The 14,812-nt window shown below is 74.5% G+C and carries 18 protein-coding genes; 6 read left to right on the forward strand and 12 right to left on the reverse strand.

What is annotated here, in order from left to right:
* Positions 1 to 4 precede the first annotated feature (4 nt).
* On the reverse strand, positions 5 to 964 hold the full coding sequence (locus tag ACWIYF_RS22975) for an AraC family transcriptional regulator (protein ID WP_448625132.1): 960 nt from the start codon (positions 962 to 964) through the stop codon (positions 5 to 7).
* A gap of 119 nt (positions 965 to 1,083) precedes the next feature.
* Between ACWIYF_RS22975 and ACWIYF_RS22980 the strand changes: the two genes are divergently transcribed.
* Together ACWIYF_RS22980 and ACWIYF_RS22985 are read left to right on the forward strand one after the other, a co-directional pair.
* Positions 1,084 to 1,746: a class I SAM-dependent methyltransferase gene (locus ACWIYF_RS22980; RefSeq protein ID WP_448625133.1), complete on the forward strand. Its 663-nt coding sequence runs from the start codon at positions 1,084 to 1,086 to the stop codon at positions 1,744 to 1,746.
* A gap of 127 nt (positions 1,747 to 1,873) precedes the next feature.
* Complete coding sequence (locus ACWIYF_RS22985) at positions 1,874 to 2,020, forward strand: hypothetical protein (protein WP_448625134.1); 147 nt, start codon at positions 1,874 to 1,876, stop codon at positions 2,018 to 2,020.
* 6 nt (positions 2,021 to 2,026) lie between these two features.
* Here the strand turns inward: ACWIYF_RS22985 and ACWIYF_RS22990 are convergent, their stop codons facing one another.
* Genes ACWIYF_RS22990 through ACWIYF_RS23020 form a run of 7 tightly spaced genes read right to left on the reverse strand, consistent with a single transcriptional unit; the run spans position 2,027 to position 6,058 of the window.
* A complete protein-coding gene (locus tag ACWIYF_RS22990; RefSeq protein ID WP_448625135.1) occupies positions 2,027 to 2,182 on the reverse strand; it encodes a hypothetical protein in 156 nt (51 codons plus the stop codon).
* A 26-nt stretch (positions 2,183 to 2,208) separates the two neighbouring features.
* On the reverse strand, positions 2,209 to 2,367 hold the full coding sequence (locus ACWIYF_RS22995) for a hypothetical protein (RefSeq protein ID WP_448625136.1): 159 nt from the start codon (positions 2,365 to 2,367) through the stop codon (positions 2,209 to 2,211).
* 31 nt (positions 2,368 to 2,398) lie between these two features.
* A complete protein-coding gene (locus ACWIYF_RS23000) occupies positions 2,399 to 2,800 on the reverse strand; it encodes a hypothetical protein (protein WP_448625137.1) in 402 nt (133 codons plus the stop codon).
* A gap of 1 nt (position 2,801) precedes the next feature.
* Positions 2,802 to 3,128 carry a PadR family transcriptional regulator gene (locus tag ACWIYF_RS23005; protein ID WP_448625138.1) on the reverse strand — a complete coding sequence of 109 codons (327 nt, stop codon included), beginning with the start codon at positions 3,126 to 3,128 and terminating at the stop codon, positions 2,802 to 2,804.
* A gap of 54 nt (positions 3,129 to 3,182) precedes the next feature.
* A complete protein-coding gene (locus ACWIYF_RS23010; RefSeq protein ID WP_448625139.1) occupies positions 3,183 to 4,733 on the reverse strand; it encodes an acetolactate synthase large subunit in 1,551 nt (516 codons plus the stop codon).
* On the reverse strand, positions 4,730 to 5,065 hold the full coding sequence (locus ACWIYF_RS23015; RefSeq protein WP_448625140.1) for an EthD family reductase: 336 nt from the start codon (positions 5,063 to 5,065) through the stop codon (positions 4,730 to 4,732). The genes ACWIYF_RS23010 and ACWIYF_RS23015 overlap by 4 nt, the downstream gene beginning before the upstream one ends.
* Before the next feature lie 51 nt (positions 5,066 to 5,116).
* Positions 5,117 to 6,058 (reverse strand): NADP-dependent oxidoreductase, encoded by a 942-nt coding sequence (locus tag ACWIYF_RS23020; protein WP_448625141.1) that lies wholly within the window; start codon positions 6,056 to 6,058, stop codon positions 5,117 to 5,119.
* A gap of 102 nt (positions 6,059 to 6,160) precedes the next feature.
* Here ACWIYF_RS23020 and ACWIYF_RS23025 point away from each other — a divergent pair, with 102 nt between their 5' ends.
* Together ACWIYF_RS23025 and ACWIYF_RS23030 are read left to right on the forward strand one after the other, a co-directional pair.
* Positions 6,161 to 7,441 (forward strand): glycosyltransferase, encoded by a 1,281-nt coding sequence (locus ACWIYF_RS23025; RefSeq protein ID WP_448625142.1) that lies wholly within the window; start codon positions 6,161 to 6,163, stop codon positions 7,439 to 7,441.
* A complete protein-coding gene (locus tag ACWIYF_RS23030) occupies positions 7,438 to 9,468 on the forward strand; it encodes a glycosyltransferase family 39 protein (RefSeq protein ID WP_448625143.1) in 2,031 nt (676 codons plus the stop codon). The genes ACWIYF_RS23025 and ACWIYF_RS23030 overlap by 4 nt, the downstream gene beginning before the upstream one ends.
* Before the next feature lie 44 nt (positions 9,469 to 9,512).
* On the opposite strand, the gene ACWIYF_RS23035 is transcribed toward ACWIYF_RS23030, so the two are convergent.
* Positions 9,513 to 10,712, reverse strand: coding sequence for an acyl-CoA dehydrogenase family protein (locus tag ACWIYF_RS23035; RefSeq protein ID WP_448625144.1), 1,200 nt, complete (start codon positions 10,710 to 10,712; stop codon positions 9,513 to 9,515).
* Between the two features lie 119 nt (positions 10,713 to 10,831).
* On the opposite strand from ACWIYF_RS23035, the gene ACWIYF_RS23040 reads away from it, so the two are divergent.
* Both ACWIYF_RS23040 and ACWIYF_RS23045 read left to right on the forward strand, forming a co-directional pair.
* On the forward strand, positions 10,832 to 11,536 hold the full coding sequence (locus tag ACWIYF_RS23040) for a hypothetical protein (RefSeq protein WP_448625145.1): 705 nt from the start codon (positions 10,832 to 10,834) through the stop codon (positions 11,534 to 11,536).
* A gap of 23 nt (positions 11,537 to 11,559) precedes the next feature.
* Positions 11,560 to 11,901: a DUF4190 domain-containing protein gene (locus ACWIYF_RS23045; RefSeq protein ID WP_448625146.1), complete on the forward strand. Its 342-nt coding sequence runs from the start codon at positions 11,560 to 11,562 to the stop codon at positions 11,899 to 11,901.
* 55 nt (positions 11,902 to 11,956) lie between these two features.
* Here ACWIYF_RS23045 and ACWIYF_RS23050 read toward each other — a convergent pair whose 3' ends face one another.
* From ACWIYF_RS23050 to ACWIYF_RS23060, 3 genes are all read right to left on the reverse strand, one after another.
* Positions 11,957 to 12,910: an HpcH/HpaI aldolase/citrate lyase family protein gene (locus tag ACWIYF_RS23050; protein WP_448625147.1), complete on the reverse strand. Its 954-nt coding sequence runs from the start codon at positions 12,908 to 12,910 to the stop codon at positions 11,957 to 11,959.
* A gap of 82 nt (positions 12,911 to 12,992) precedes the next feature.
* A complete protein-coding gene (locus ACWIYF_RS23055) occupies positions 12,993 to 13,913 on the reverse strand; it encodes a DMT family transporter (protein WP_448625148.1) in 921 nt (306 codons plus the stop codon).
* Positions 13,910 to 14,791: a PhzF family phenazine biosynthesis protein gene (locus tag ACWIYF_RS23060; RefSeq protein ID WP_448625149.1), complete on the reverse strand. Its 882-nt coding sequence runs from the start codon at positions 14,789 to 14,791 to the stop codon at positions 13,910 to 13,912. Before ACWIYF_RS23060 ends, ACWIYF_RS23055 begins: the two co-directional genes overlap by 4 nt.
* Positions 14,792 to 14,812: the final 21 nt, after the last annotated feature.

Genomic DNA, 14,812 nt, shown 5'->3' on the forward strand with positions numbered 1-14,812 from the left:
TGCGCTAGCCCCATGTCGACAAGGGGATCGCGCCTTTCTCCACGCGGCGCCAGGCAGCCGGCGGCACACCGTGCGCGGTGCGGAACCGGCGGATGAAGTAGCCAGGGTCGGCATAGCCCACCCGGGTGGCGACGGCCGCGACGGTCAGCCTGGGGTCGGCGAGCAGCCGCCGCGCCTCGGCCATCCGCCGCTCGGTCAGCCACTGCTGCACCGTCCGGCCGGTCCGGCGGCGGACGACGGTGGTCAGGTGCCCCGGTGTGAGACCGACGGCGTCGGCGACGTCGCGCAGCGAGATCGGCTCGGCGAAGCGCCGCTCGATCACGTCGAAGACGGCGGCCAGCAGCGGCTCGTCGGCGAGGCGCAGGTGCCGGGAGACGTCCGCGGCGAGCCGGGCGAGGTCGACGAGCAGCAGCGTGAGCAGCGCCTGGGCGGCCTCGGCATAGCCGTCGCGGGCGCCGGCCAGCTCCTCGGCCAGCTCGGCGAACCGCCGGGTCCAGGTGGGCCGGTCGACCTCGGGCACGTGCAGCCGCTGCGGACCGCCCGCGCCGGTACCGACGAACGGGAACAGCAGCGGATGGGCACGCCACGAGATCCCGGCGCCGGCCCGTGCGTCCACGGCGTCCACCGGGAAGAACACCGTCCACGCCGACGCCCCGGCCACGTCGCCGGTCCACTCCGGGCCCACGACCTCGTGGGGCGCGATGACGAAGACGTCGCCGGCGCGCACCGTCCACGCGCGATCGTCGACGCGCAGCGTGCCGCCGCCACGGTCGAAGTAGGCGACGACGACGAAGTCGTGCGCGTGCGCCTGGAAGCGTGGGGCGCCTTCGGGGTGGTCGTCCGCGCTGAGCCGTGCCACGGCGATCGGCGGCGTCCCCGGCACGCGCGGGTAGCCGAAGACGGGCGCGCCGGCCACCCGACGGCCCGTGGGAACGCTGCGTCCCCAGCCCGGCGCGGCAGCCACGGAAAGTCCTCCTGCGCCCGAGGATCGCCCCTGGTCGCGGCTCTGACGAGGGCGAACAGTGGACGTACCCGGCCGACGATCGTCCGATCCCGGCCATCGGTCAAGGGAGAGACGACGCCATGAGCACCGACCTCGCCGAGGAGCAGCACGGTCACCTGCCGCCGATGGGCAGGGAATGGCTGCTGCCGCTCTACGACCCGTTCACCCGTCTGCTCGGCGTCCGCCGGCTGCACGAGCACCTGGCGGAGACCGCCGCCGTCCGCCCCGGGCACCGGGTGCTGGAGATCGGCTGCGGAACCGGCAACCTCGCCCTGCTGGTGAAGGCCCGGTGCCCGGAGGCCACGGTGACCGGTATCGACCCCGACCTGCCGGCGCTGGCCATCGCCACCCGCAAGTCGCGCCGCCGGCGGCTGCCGGTCCGGTGGGACGTCGGTTCCGCGGCCGAACTGCCCTACGCCGACGGCAGCGTCGACCGGGTGCTGTCCTCGCTGATGCTCCACCACGTGCCGGACGGGCAGAAGGCACGCGCCATCGCGGAGGTGCACCGGGTGCTGCGACCCGGTGGCGAACTGCACCTGCTCGACTTCGGCGGCCCGCGCCGGTCGCACGCCTCCGTGCTGCTGCGGCGGGCGCAGGCGGATACGCGTCTGCGGGGGCAGTGGGAGGAGGGCATCGCCGACCTGCTGCGCGGAGCCGGCCTCACCGAGGTGGCGGTGACCGGGCGGTTCACCAAGCTCGGCAGCCCGATCACGGCCTACCGGGCGGTCAACCCCGGCGCATGACGACCCGCGGAGCGCGGGACACGCCGGTCGGCACAGGGACGGCGGAAGACCCTCCCGAGCCGCACCCGCCCGGCGTAGCGTGCCCGCCACCGGAGCCGTTCCGGCCCTCCGCGAGGGAGCGAGAGCCATGGCCGACAAGTCGCCCCACGACGCCCACTCCGCGAAGAAGTCGGGCAAGTCGCTCAAGGAGAAGCGCAGCGAGCGCAAGGAGAAGCAGCAGGTCGCCGCGCAGATGGAGCGCCTGCTGCACCCCCGCGAGGCGCCGCGCCGCTGACCGCGGCTACGCCCCGATCGCGTTGTCGGGCCCCATCCGGCCCGCGTCGTCCTTGCCGCACACCGAGCAGGAGCGGTAGCGCGCGCCGTCCTCGGTGCTGTGCAGCCGCCAGTCGTGCATCCGCAGCACGCGGCAGCGGAAGCGTCGTCCGAACGACGACATCTGCACCTCCTCCGGGGAAGTGGGGATCAGAGACCGAGGGGCGGCGCGAAGCTGCTGGTGCGCTCCCGCTCGCAGACGGCGCACGCCCGGTAGCGCTCGCCATCGGGGTTGCTCGTCGTCCGCCAGTAGTGCAGGCGCAGGACGTGACAGCGGAACGAGCGCCAGGGTGAGGTGGTCGGAGCCATGGCGGCCCTCCTGGAGGATGGACGGAACCGGTCAGCCGGCCGCGCCGGCCAGCCAGTGGGGTGGATCGGGCTTCTCCTTCGCGCAGACGGCGCAGGCGAGGTATCGCCGGCCGTCCGTCGTGGCGAAGGTGCGCCAGTGGTGCCAGTGCAGGTGCCGGCAGAGGAACCTGCGCCAGGGCGGGTCCGCCGACCCGGGGACCACCGGCAGACGGACAGCGGCGCCCAGCGTGCTGCGCAGCGCGTGGGCCCGGGCGAGCACGCCGGCGGCGTAGCGGAGCTGGCGACCCACCGGCAGGCCGTAGAGCTCCGCGACGAACTCGGCCTGGTAGCGCCTCCGGTCGGCGGGGGTCGGCAGGAACCGCGCGACGGTCTCGACCGCCAGACGCGCCGCCGCGGTCGGTGGGCGGACGGGCGCGGTGCCGGGCGGGGCCACCTCACGCCTCCCCCGCCTGCGGACGCAGCTGCCGCACCGCCGACGGGTAGTGGGCCCTGGCCAGCGCCGTCCGCGCGGCGAGCAGGCCGTCGGCGGTGAACCGGTAGTAGCGGCGCGGCGGGCGGCCCTCGGCCTGCGGGTCGATGTCCTCCCACCTGGAGGTGAGCCAGCCGATGCCCTCCAGCCGGGCGAGGATCGGGTGCACGGTGCCGCTGCGCAGGCCCGCCCGCTCGCCGATCTCGAGGCCGTAGAGCTCCTGCTCCGGGTAGCGCAGCAGCGCCTCGAGCACCAGCTGCGTCGGGATGGTCATCCGGGGCTCGGCGTCCATGGTCGTACTCTACCTAGCCCCCTAGGTAGAGAACAAGCATGGCGACGGCGCGAGCTACCTCCGGGGCAGGACGGCGTCGATCAGGTGCGGCCCCGGCTCGGCGAGCGCCCGCCGCAGCTGGTCGGCGAGCTCCTCCGAGGTCTCCGCCCGGGTGGCCGGCACGCCCATGCCCTGCGCCAGCGCCACGAAGTCCAGATCGGGGCCGCCGAGGTCCAGCAGCTGGGCGGCCCGCTTGCCGTCGCCGGCCGCCCCGACCCGGGAGAGCTCGTTCTCGAGGATCGCGTAGGAGCCGTTGTCGCAGACGACGGTGGTGACGTCGAGCTGCTCGCGGGCGTAGGTCCACAGCGCCGAGATCGTGTACATCGCGCTGCCGTCGGCCTGCACGCCGATCACCGGCCGGCCGGGGGCGGCCACCGCCGCCCCCGCGGCCATCGGCAGCCCGTCGCCGATCGCCCCGCCGGTCAGCGACAGCACGTCGTGCCGCGGTGCGCCGGCGGTCAGCTCGCCCAGCCCCACGCCGGACGTGATCGCCTCGTCCACGACGATCGCGCCCTCGGGCAGCAGGGCGCCGAGCACGGCCGACAGCGACCGCGGCGTCAGCGGGCCGGTGGGCAGCTCGGGCCGCGCCGCCTCCAGCAGCTCCGGCTGCGCGTCCTCGGCGATCGCCTCCGCGAGGGCCTGCAGCCCGGCGACGGCGTCCTCCCCCGGCGCCGCGAGCACGTACACGGTGCAGTCCTCCGGCACCGGATGACCGGGCAGCCCCGGGTAGCCGAAGAAGTGCACCGGTGCCGGAGCGCCGGCCAGCACGAGGCGCCGGGTCCCGGCGAGCGCGGCCATCGCCATCTCCGGCGGGTACGGCAGCTTCGGCAGGTCGGGCAGCCCGGCACCGCGCGGCAGGCGGGACGGGAAGGTCTCGCAGATCAGCCGCGCCCCGGTGCCGGCGGCGATCCGCGCGGCCGCCAGCTGCCCCTCCTCCCGCAGGGCGTCCCCGCCGAGGAAGAGCACCGCCGGCTCCCCCGCCGTCAGCGCCGCGGCCGCCTCACCGACCGCCGCGGGGGCCGGGAAGGAAGCGGGATGCACCGGCACCGGCTCCGCCACGGCGGCGCCGTCCTCCCACGAGACGTCGGCCGGGAGGATCAGCGTCGCGATCCCGCCGGGCGCGGTGAGCGCGGCGGCCACCGCGTCGGCGGCGTCCGCGCCGACGTCGGCGGGGGTCAGCGACCGGTGCACCCAGGTGGAGAAGGTGCCGGCGACGGCGTCGATGTCGGACTCCAGCGGCGCGTCCAGCCGCTTGTGCGAGCGCGCGTGGTCGCCGACGACGTTGACCATCGGCGTCCGGCCGCGCCGCGCGTTGTGCAGGTTGGCCAGGCCGTTGCCCATCCCCGGCCCCAGGTGCAGCAGGGTCGCCGCCGGCCGCCCGGCCATCCGCGCGTAGCCGTCGGCGGCGCCGGTGGCCACGCCCTCGAAGAGGGTCAGCACCCCGCGCATCTCGGGGACGTCGTCCAGCGCCGCGACGAAGTGCATCTCCGAGGTGCCGGGGTTCGCGAAGCAGACGTCGACCCCGGCACCGACCAGCGTGCGGATGAGGGCGTGCGCCCCGTTCACGGCATCTCCGGCAGCCCGACCTGGACCTCGTGCACGTCGAAGTGGTACATCGTCGCCCCACCGGTGGCGAAGTTGGCGACGTCCTCGGCCGTGGCCTTGCCCTCGTTCGAGGCGAACGCCTTGCCCATCGCCGCTTCCGACTCGAAGTCGAGCTCGGCGACCAGATAGGGCGCCTCCTGGGAGGGGTCCAGCGACTGCGGCTGGCGGCCCACGGTCAGCCGGATCAGGCCGGGCATCTCCATCGCCAGCGGCGTGTGGGTGTCCCGGTAGTAGTCGTCGAACGCCCCCGGGTCCTCCGGCTTGCCGTAGTTGACGACGACACGATGCACCATGGTCCGTACCTCCGTTGGTCGCGGGCGTTCTCCCCCGCCAGCCAAGCAGCCTCAGAAGGTGAGCACCAGCCGACCACGGATCCCGCCGCGGGCGAGCAGCCGGTGCGCCTCGGCAGCCTCGGCCGCGGGGAACGTCCGTGCCACGCGCAGGGTCACCACGCCCTCCTCGGCCTGCTGGCGCAGCCGGTCCAGCGCGGCCCGGTCCTGGGCCACGCGGCGGACCAGGGTCGGGAACACCCGCAGGTCGCGCTGCCCGTCGCCGCGGTAGCCGCGCACCGTCGCCACCGCTCCCCCGTCGCGGACGGCGGGCAGCACGAGCGCGTCCTGCACCGAGCCGTCGGCCAGCCCGTCCACGCCGTCGGGGAACTCGGCGCGGATCCGCTCGGCGACGTCGTCCCCCCGCCGGACGACGACGTCGGCACCGAGGTCGCGCACCAGCTGCTCGTCGGCCTCCGACGCGTCGGCGACCACGGTCAGGCCCTCGGCCTTGGCCAGCTGGACGACGTAGCCGCCGTACGCGCCCGCCGCGCCGGTCACCGCGAGCACCTGCCCCGGCCGCAGCCCCATGAGGTCGAGGGAGAACCGGGCGGTGAGGCCGTTCATCGGCAGCGTGGCGGCCTCGACGTCCGTCGCGTTCTTCGGCGAGCGGACGACGGAGTCGGCGGGCAGCACCAGGCTCTCCCGGTACGCACCGTGCGCCCCGGTCGGGACGACGATGCCCATCACCGGCGCCCCGATCTCCAGGTCGGGCCGGTCGACGCCCTCGCCGATCTCGTCGAGGACCCCGGCGGCGTCCATGCCCGGGACGAACGGCGGCTCCTTGACCGGGTCGCGCTCGGCGTAGGCCCCCTTCACCAGGTGGGTGTCGGTCGGGCTGACCGCCGCCGCGGTCACCCGCAGCCGGACCTGCCCCGGCCCGGCGTGCTCCTCGGGCACGTCGACGATGTGCAGGGCCTCCGGCCCGCCGAACTCGGTCACCCCGGCTGCGCGCATGCCGTCCTCTCTACCCGGTCACTCTGTGTGAGTTCGCTGTGTACAGAGAACGCACAGCCGCTCTCCGGCTCCGCTCCAGCTGGCCCCACGACGGTGATCGCCATGCCACCGTTGCTGGAGAGCGCCGCCGCACGCGCCGAGGACCCCCTCCCCTGGCGCCCCACCCTCGACGTCGTCGTCCCCGTGCACAACGAGGAGGCCGACCTCGAGCGGTGCCTGCGCCGGCTGCACGCCCACCTGTCCGGCCTGCCCTGGCCGTTCCGGATCACCGTCGCGGAGAACGCGAGCACCGACGGCACCCTGGCCGTGGCCCGGCGGGTGGCCGCCGAGCTGCCCGGCGTCGAGGTGCGGGTGCTGCTCGAGCCCGGCCGCGGTCGGGCGCTGCGCGAGGTCTGGCTGGCCTCCGACGCCCCGGTGCTCGTCTACACGGACGTCGACCTGTCCACCGACCTCGCCGCGCTCCTGCCGCTGGTCGCGCCGCTGATCAGCGGCCACTCCGACCTGGCGATCGGCACCCGGCTCTCCCGCTCGTCGCGGGTGGTCCGCGGCCTCAAGCGCGAGGTGATCAGCCGCGGCTACAACCTGCTGCTGCGCGGGGCGCTGGCCACCTCGCTGTCCGACGCGCAGTGCGGCTTCAAGGCGATCCGGGCCGACGTGGCGCACCGGCTGCTGCCGCTGGTCGAGGACACCGGCTGGTTCTTCGACACCGAGCTGCTGGTGCTCGCCGAGCGGTCCGGGCTGCGCATCCACGAGCTGCCCGTCGACTGGGTCGACGACCCGGACAGCCGCGTCGACATCGTCCGGACGGCGAAGGCCGACCTCGCCGGCATCGCCCGGATGCTGCGCGCGTTCGCCACCGGCCGGCTGCCGGTCGCCGAGCTGCGCGCGTCCATCGGGCGGGGGCCGCTGCCCGACCCGGTGCCGGGCGTGCCCGCGGGCATGGTTGGCCAGCTCGCGCGCTTCGCCGTCATCGGCGTGCTGTCCACGCTGGCCTACCTCGGCATCTTCGTGCTGCTGCGCGGCGTGGTCGGCGCGCAGGCGGCCAACCTCACCGCGCTGCTGCTGACCGCGGTCGCCAACACCGCCGCCAACCGGCGGATCACCTTCGGCATCCGCGGCGGCTCCGGCGCCGCGGTGCACCACGCGCAGGGCCTGGTCGTCTTCGGCCTCGGCCTCGTGCTGACCAGCGGCTCGCTCGCCGTCCTGCACGCCGTCGCACCGGGCGCGTCCCGGGCCGCGGAACTCCTGCTGCTCGTCGCCGCCAACGCCGTCGCGACGCTGCTGCGCTTCGTCCTCTTCCGCGGCTGGGTCTTCCGGCCGCGCCCCGCATCCACCCCTGCCGACGGCGCCCTGGCCGTCCTCGAGATGGAGACCGTTCGATGACCACCACCCTGCCCGCCGCTGCCGCGGAACGCACCGCGCCGCCACCCGCGCCGCCCGCTCCTCCGGCGCGGCCGTCCCGGTCGCGGCGGCTGATCCGCGGCCGGGACGACGACCCGGGCTGGGTGCGGCCGGCGCTGCTCGGCCTGCTCGCGGCGACCGGCCTGCTCTACCTGTGGGACCTCGGCGCCTCCGGCTGGGCGAACGCCTTCTACTCGGCGGCGGTGCAGGCCGGTTCGCAGAGCTGGGAGGCGTTCTTCTACGGCTCCTCCGACGCGGCCAACTCGATCACCGTCGACAAGCCGCCGGCCTCGCTCTGGGTGATGGCGCTGTCGGTGCGGCTGTTCGGGCTCTCCTCGTGGTCGATCCTGGTGCCGCAGGCGCTCATGGGCGTGGCCACGGTCGCCGTCCTCTACCTCGCCGTCCGCCGGGTGGCCGGGTACGGCCCGGCGCTGCTCGCCGGGGCGGCCATGGCGCTGACCCCGGTGGCCGCGCTGATGTTCCGGTTCAACAACCCGGACGCGCTGCTCGTCCTGCTCATGACGATCGCCGCCTACGGGGTGACCCGCGCCGTCGAGAAGGCGAGCCTGCGCTGGCTGCTCGCCGTCGGGGCGCTGATCGGGCTGGCGTTCCTGACGAAGACGCTGCAGGCGATGCTCGTCGTCCCCGGGTTCGCGCTGGTCTACCTGGTGGCCGCGCCGACGACGCTCGGCAAGCGGATCGGGCACCTGCTGGCCGCCGGCGCCGTGCTGGTGATCACCGGCGGCTGGTGGGTCGCGATCGTCGAACTGGTCCCCGCCTCGATGCGGCCCTACATCGGCGGCTCGCAGACCAACTCCGTGTGGGAGCTGATCTGGGGCTACAACGGCCTCGGCCGGCTGACCGGGGACGAGACCGGCAGCGTCGGTGGCGGAGGCGGCTGGGGCGAGACCGGCCTGACCCGGTTGTTCGACGCGGAGATCGGCGGGCAGATCGCCTGGCTGCTGCCCGCGGCGCTGGCCCTGCTCGTCGCCGGGCTGGTCGCGGTCGGCCGGGCCCCGCGCACCGACCGCCGCCGGGCGGCGCTGCTCACCTGGGGCACCTGGCTGGTGGTCACCGGGCTGACGTTCAGCCTGATGGCCGGCATTTTCCACGCCTACTACACGGTGGCGCTGGCCCCGGCGATCGCCGCCCTGGTCGGCATCGGCGGCGGGCTGCTGTGGCAGCGCCGTGCGGCGCTCTGGGCGCGGATCGCGCTGGCGGTCGCGCTGGTCGGCACCGCCGTCTGGTCGTGGGTGCTGCTCAACCGGTCGACGGACTTCCTGCCCTGGCTCGAGTGGCTGGTGCTCGTCGCCGGCGTCCTGGCCGCGCTCGGGCTGCTGGCCGTCGACCGGCTGGGCCGCGCCGTGGTGGCCGCCGTCCTCGCGACCGGCATCCTGGCCGGGCTCGCCGGACCCGCGGCCTACGCCGTCCAGACGGCGGGGACGGCGCACACCGGGTCGATCCCCAGCGCCGGGCCGTCGGTGGCCGCAGCGGGCTTCGTCCCGGGCGGCGGCGGGTTCCGCGGCCTGGGCGGCGCCCCGCCGGCGTTCGGTGGCGGGACCGTCACCCTGCCCACCCCGCCAACCGGCGGCACGACCGGCACCGGCGGGTTCGGCGGCCTCGGGAGGGCCGGCGGCATGGGCGGGCTGCTCGACGCCGGCGCGGTGAGCGACGAGCTCGCCGCGACCCTGGCCGAGGACGCCGGCTCCTACACCTGGGTGGCCGCGACCATCGGTGCGAACAACGCGGCCGGCTACCAGCTGGCCACCGAGCTGCCGGTCATGCCGATCGGCGGGTTCAACGGCAGCGACCCCTCGCCCACGCTGGAGCAGTTCCAGGCCTACGTCGAGGCCGGCCGGATCCACTGGTTCATCGGCGGCGGCGTGGGGATGCGCAGCGACGGCGGCAGCGACTCCGGCCAGGAGATCGCCGCGTGGGTGGAGGAGAACTTCACCGCCGTCACGGTCGACGGCGTCACGATGTACGACCTCACCCAGCCGGCCGCCTGACGCCACCTCCCGGGCTTTCGGTACAGAAAGCCCGGGAGGTTGGGTCACCGCTTGAGGGCGTACTCCTTGAGCAGGCCGCGGCTGATGATCGTCTTCTGGATCTCGCTGGTGCCCTCGCCGATGAGCAGGAACGGCGCCTCGCGCATGAGCCGCTCGATCTCGTACTCCTTGGAGTAGCCGTAGCCGCCGTGGATGCGGAACGCCTGCGTGGTGACCTCGGCGCAGTACTCGCTGGCCAGCAGCTTGGCCATGCCGGCCTCGACGTCGTTGCGCGAGCCGGCGTCCTTCAGCCGCGCGGCGCGCACCATCATCGCGTGCGCGGCCTCGACCTTGGTCGCCATCTCGGCCAGCTGGAAGGCGATCGCCTGGTGCTGGGCGATCGGCCGGCCGAAGGTCTCCCGCTGCTGGGCGTAGGCGATCGCCAGCTCGAACGCGCGGATGGAGATGCCGCAGGCGCGGGCGGCGACGTTGACCCGGCCCACCTCGACGCCGTCCATCATCTGCGCGAAGCCGCGGCCGGGCGTGCCGCCGAGGATGTCGTCTGCGGAGACGGCGAAGCCGTCGAAGACCAGCTCGGTGGTGTCGACGCCCTTGTAGCCCATCTTGTCGATCTTGCCGGGGATGGTCAGCCCCGGGAGGACCTCGCCGAAGCCGGCGGGCTTCTCGATGAGGAACGTGGTCAGGTTCTGGTGGGCCTTCTCTGCGCCCTCGTCGGTGCGCACCAGCGCCGCCACCAGCGTGGAGGACCCGCCGTTGGTCAGCCACATCTTCTGGCCGTCGATGACGTAGCCGCCGTCGGCCTGCCGGACCGCCTTGGTGCGGATCCCCGCCACGTCCGACCCCAGCCCCGGCTCCGACATCGAGAAGGCACCGCGGACCTCGCCGGTGGCCATGCGCGGCAGCAGCCGCTCCTTCTGCTCCGGCGTGCCGTGCTGCAGCACCATGTAGGCGACGATGAAGTGGGTGTTGATGACGCCCGAGACGCTCATCCAGCCGCGGGCGATCTCCTCGACCACCAGCGCGTAGGTCAGCAGCGACTCCCCCAGACCGCCGTACTCCTCGGGGATGGTCAGCCCGAAGATGCCCAGCTCCTTGAGCCCATCGACGATCGCCTGCGGGTAGACGTCGCCGTGCTCGAGCTCCTGCGCGTTCGGGATGATCTCCTTGTCGACGAAGCTGCGGACGGTCGCCAGGATCTCCTGCTGGATGTCGGTCAGGTCGGCGGTCTGCGCCAGGCGGGTCATGCGGGCTCCTCCGGGGACTCCGGTGTCCGTGGGTTACCGGTGAGTATGGGCCACCGGCCGGTGCCGCTCCCGGTGTCCCTGGTCACGTCCGGGCGCCCGGGACCGTTACCGTCGCCCGCGTGAGCACCCGCTCCGCCCGCCTGGCGACGCTTCTCGCGGCCGCCGTCCTGCTGGCCGGCTGCACGGGCGACGGGTCCTCGTCGGAGCCCACCTCCGGATCGGCCGCCGAGACCTCCCCGGAGCCGGCCCCGGCGGAGGCCGAGGCCTCCGCGGAGGCCGCCGCCGACCCCGCCGACGCGACGGACGCGCCGAGCGCGGCGCTGTCGATCGCGCTGCGCGCCGAGGACCTCCCGGACGGCTGGACGGTGCAGGCCAACCCCGTCCCGGACGGCGACCTGGCCGGCAACCCGAGCCTGGCCGGCATCTGCGGCGGGACGTTCCCCAGCGAGGCCGCGCGGACGGCGAAGTTCCCGGTGACCGGGGTGGACCCGGACGGCACGCCCGCCGTGGTGTCCGAGGCGATCAGCTACCGGACGGCCGGCGACGCGGCGGGCGCGCTCGGCGAGCTGCGGGCGGCGTTCGCGGCCTGCCCCGCCGGGGACCGCACGATCGTCGACCCGCCCCCGCGCGTCGACGGGCTCGCGGCGGACACGGTCGTGGTGGAGTACGAGCTGGCGTCCGGCGCCCGGCAGCAGGTGGTCGCACAGGCCCGCGGCGCCGTCGTGTCGGTGCTGCTCGGCGAGGACCCCACGGCGACCGCCGGCGCGGCGCGGTCCATCGCCGGGCGGCTCGCCGCACTACCCCCCGCCGCGATCGGCCTCTGAGGCCGGAGGAGAGAGGAAGCACGATGAGCGGACCTGGCTACGGCCCGCCGTCCGGACCGCCGGTCTACGGGCCGCCGCCGTCCTACGGGCCGCCCGGGTACGGCCCGCCGCCCTACCCCGTCTACGGCCCGCCGACCAACGCGCTCGCCATCGCGGCCCTCGTCTGCGCGCTCACCATCGCGCCGGTCGGGCTGGCCCTGGGCATCGCCGCGCGCAAGCAGATCCGCCGCACCGGCGAGCAGGGCGACGGGCTGGCGCTGGCCGGGATCATCATCGGCGGCATCGTCACGGGCATCTTCGTGCTGATGATCGCTGTCCTGATCATCGCCTGGTTCGCCCTCGCCCGGTCCTCCTTCGGGCCCTGAGCGCAGTTCATCCCGATGAAGCGCGGGTGCCTTATCGGGACAAAGCGCAGTTCCTCTACTCCTCGGGCGGGGTGAAGGACGACGAGCGCTGCATGCCGGCGGCGCGGCCCTTGCCGGCGACGACCAGGGCCATCTTGCGGCTGGCCTCGTCGATCATCTCGTCGCCGAGCATCGCCGAGCCCTTCTTCCCACCCGCCTCGGACGTGTAGTACTCGTAGGCGTCCAGGATCAGCTCGGCGTGGTCGTAGTCCTCCTGCGACGGCGCGTAGATCTCGTTCGCCGCGTCGATCTGGCCGGGGTGCAGCACCCACTTGCCGTCGAAGCCGAGCACCGCGGAGCGCTTGGCCACCTCGCGGAACGCGTCCACGTCGCGCACCTGCAGGAACGGGCCGTCGATCGCCTGCACGCCGCGGGCGCGGGCGGCCATGAGGATCTGCATGAGGATGTAGTGGAACGGGTCGCCCGGGTAGTCCGGGTGCAGGGCGCCCACCACCAGCGACTTCATGTTGATCGACGCCATGAAGTCGGCCGGGCCGAAGATGATCGTCTCGATCCGCGGGCTGGCGAACGCGATGTCGTTGACGTTGATCAGGCCCTGCGCCGTCTCGATCTGCGCCTCGATGCCGATCCGGCCGACCTCCAGGCCGTTGGCCTTCTCGATCTGGGTGAGCAGGAAGTCCAGCGCCCGCACCTGCGCGGCGTCGGCGACCTTCGGCAGCATGATGCAGTCGAGGTTCGCGCCGGCGCCCTCCACGACCTCGATGACGTCGCGGTAGGTCCACTCCGTCGTCCAGTCGTTGACCCGGACGACGCGGATCTTCTCGCCCCACCCGCCCTCGTTGAGCGCCGCGACGATGTTCTTGCGGGCGCCGGGCTTGGCCAGCGGCGCGCACGCGTCCTCGAGGTCGAGGAACACCTGGTCGGCCGGGAGGCCCTTGGCCTTCTCGAGGAACCGGGGGTTGCTCCCCGGGACGGCGAGGTTGGAACGGCGGGATCGGAGCTCGGCCACGGTGCCTCCGCTTGGGTCGGGTTCTTGCTACCGGAGAGTAGCGACGGCGATTCCGGACCGCCCCGCCGGCGTGAGCAACGCCTCAGGTGGCCGGCTCCACCAGGGTCGCAGGCCGGCTCGCCCGGACCACGAGCCCCACCCCCACGACGACGGCGGCCATCCCGGGCAGCGCGAGCAGCGGCGGCAGCTGCTGCAGCAGGACCAGCGCGACGATCAGCGAGCCCGGCACCTCCAGCAGGACGGCGAGGCTGACCACCGTCGGCCCGACCGAGGACAGCACCAGGTTGAGCAGCGTGTGCCCGAAGATCTGCGCGACGACGGTGATCGCGGCGATCAGCCACCAGTCGCGAGCGGAGAACCCGGCCAGCGGCACGCCGACGACCAGCGCGGCCATAGCGATCGCCAGCGCGCAGACCGAGTAGCAGGTGATCGTGTACGCCGAGGTCGCCAGGCGCTGCCGCGCCCGCGCGCCGGCGAGCACGTAGCCGCCCGCGCAGATCGCGCCGAGGGTGGCCAGGCCGTCGCCGGCCAGGGCCTCGAGGCTCACCGTGACGTCCACGCCGGCGATCAGCGCGGCACCGACGACGGCCAGCACCAGCCCCCACCAGACCTGCGCGGGCAGCCGCACCCCGCTGATCCGCGCCGCCAGCGCGGTCCAGATCGGCGTCGTGGTGACCAGCGCGATCGAGGCGGCGACCGTCGTCATGTACAGGCTGGGCAGCCAGGCCGCGAAGTGCCCGGCGAGGAAGAGCCCGGCCACCACGGAGCTGCCGAGGTCCCGCGGCCGCAGCCCGGCCAGCGTGCGCCGCTCCCGGGTGGCCAGCACCGGCAACAGCAGCGCCGCGCCGGCGGCATTGCGCCAGAAGGCGATGGCGAGGAACGGGGCGGCCACCAGCGCGGTCAGCGGGCCGGACAGGGAGATGCCGACGACGGCCACGCCCATGAGCGCGAACTCGCGACCACCGGGCCGGCGGACCGCCCAGGCGTCGGCCGCCGAGCTCAAGGCACCCGGATGCGACCGCTCGCCACCGGCACCACCGCGCCCTGCACCGTCGCGGACTCCGCGCGGCCGGCGCTCGCGGTGACCGTGCAGGTGAGCACCGACGGGCGGCCCAGCTTCTCGCCCTGGCGGATCCCGTAGGACGACGTCCCGTCGGGGGCGACCAGGCCGGTGGCCACCAGCCACACCCCGGCGCCCAGGGCTGCCGACCCCGTCGCGGGGTCCTCACCCCACTCGAGGTCGTGGGCGAACGCCCGGGCGTAGGAGGTCGCGGTCTCCGCCGTCCACGCGCAGACCACGACGCCCTCCCCCACTCCCAGCTCGCCGAGAGCCGCGGGGTCGGGCCGCGCGTCGTCGACGACCTCCGGGCGCACGGCGAGGAAGGTCCACGGCAGGCCGCAGCCGGCCACGTGCGCGGGCAGCCCGACGGCGTCCACCGCCGACAGGCCCATGGCCTCGGCCAGCGTGCCGGGGTCGGGGCCGTCCTCGAGCGTGGGCCGCCCGCCGGTCAGGGTCGCGCCGTCGTCGTCGACCGCGATGGGCAGGACGCCGGCGCCGCACTCCTGCCGGACCGTGCCCGCCGGCAGCCGACCGGAACGCACGAGCGTGTGCGCGGCCCCGACGCTCGGGTGGCCGGCGAAGGGAAGTTCGGCGAACGGCGTGAAGATCCGCACTCTGTAGTCCGCGGCGGAGTTCGCGCCGTCCTCGGTCGGCGCCATGAGGAACGACGTCTCCGAGAGGTGGAACTCGAAGGCCAGCGCCTGGCACTGCTCGGTGGTCAGCTGGTCGGCGTCGTAGACAACGGCCAGGGGGTTTCCGGCGTACGCCCGCGGCGCGAACACGTCGACGACCTCGTACTCCAGGAACTCCGGGCTGCTCACGGCGCCGACGGTAGCCTTCGG

This window comes from Geodermatophilus sp. URMC 64, assembly GCF_053502555.1.

Coding starts and splice junctions, on each gene's coding strand:
- ACWIYF_RS22980 (WP_448625133.1), top strand. CDS start 1,084: ATGAGCACCGACCTCGCCGAGGAGCAGCACGGTCACCTGCCGCCGATG.
- ACWIYF_RS23030 (WP_448625143.1), top strand. CDS start 7,438: ATGACCACCACCCTGCCCGCCGCTGCCGCGGAACGCACCGCGCCGCCA.
- ACWIYF_RS23020 (WP_448625141.1), bottom strand. CDS start 6,058: ATGCGCGCAGCCGGGGTGACCGAGTTCGGCGGGCCGGAGGCCCTGCAC.
- ACWIYF_RS22995 (WP_448625136.1), bottom strand. CDS start 2,367: ATGGCTCCGACCACCTCACCCTGGCGCTCGTTCCGCTGTCACGTCCTG.
- ACWIYF_RS22985 (WP_448625134.1), top strand. CDS start 1,874: ATGGCCGACAAGTCGCCCCACGACGCCCACTCCGCGAAGAAGTCGGGC.
- ACWIYF_RS23025 (WP_448625142.1), top strand. CDS start 6,161: ATGCCACCGTTGCTGGAGAGCGCCGCCGCACGCGCCGAGGACCCCCTC.
- ACWIYF_RS23005 (WP_448625138.1), bottom strand. CDS start 3,128: ATGGACGCCGAGCCCCGGATGACCATCCCGACGCAGCTGGTGCTCGAG.
- ACWIYF_RS23035 (WP_448625144.1), bottom strand. CDS start 10,712: ATGACCCGCCTGGCGCAGACCGCCGACCTGACCGACATCCAGCAGGAG.
- ACWIYF_RS23015 (WP_448625140.1), bottom strand. CDS start 5,065: ATGGTGCATCGTGTCGTCGTCAACTACGGCAAGCCGGAGGACCCGGGG.
- ACWIYF_RS23045 (WP_448625146.1), top strand. CDS start 11,560: ATGAGCGGACCTGGCTACGGCCCGCCGTCCGGACCGCCGGTCTACGGG.
- ACWIYF_RS22990 (WP_448625135.1), bottom strand. CDS start 2,182: ATGTCGTCGTTCGGACGACGCTTCCGCTGCCGCGTGCTGCGGATGCAC.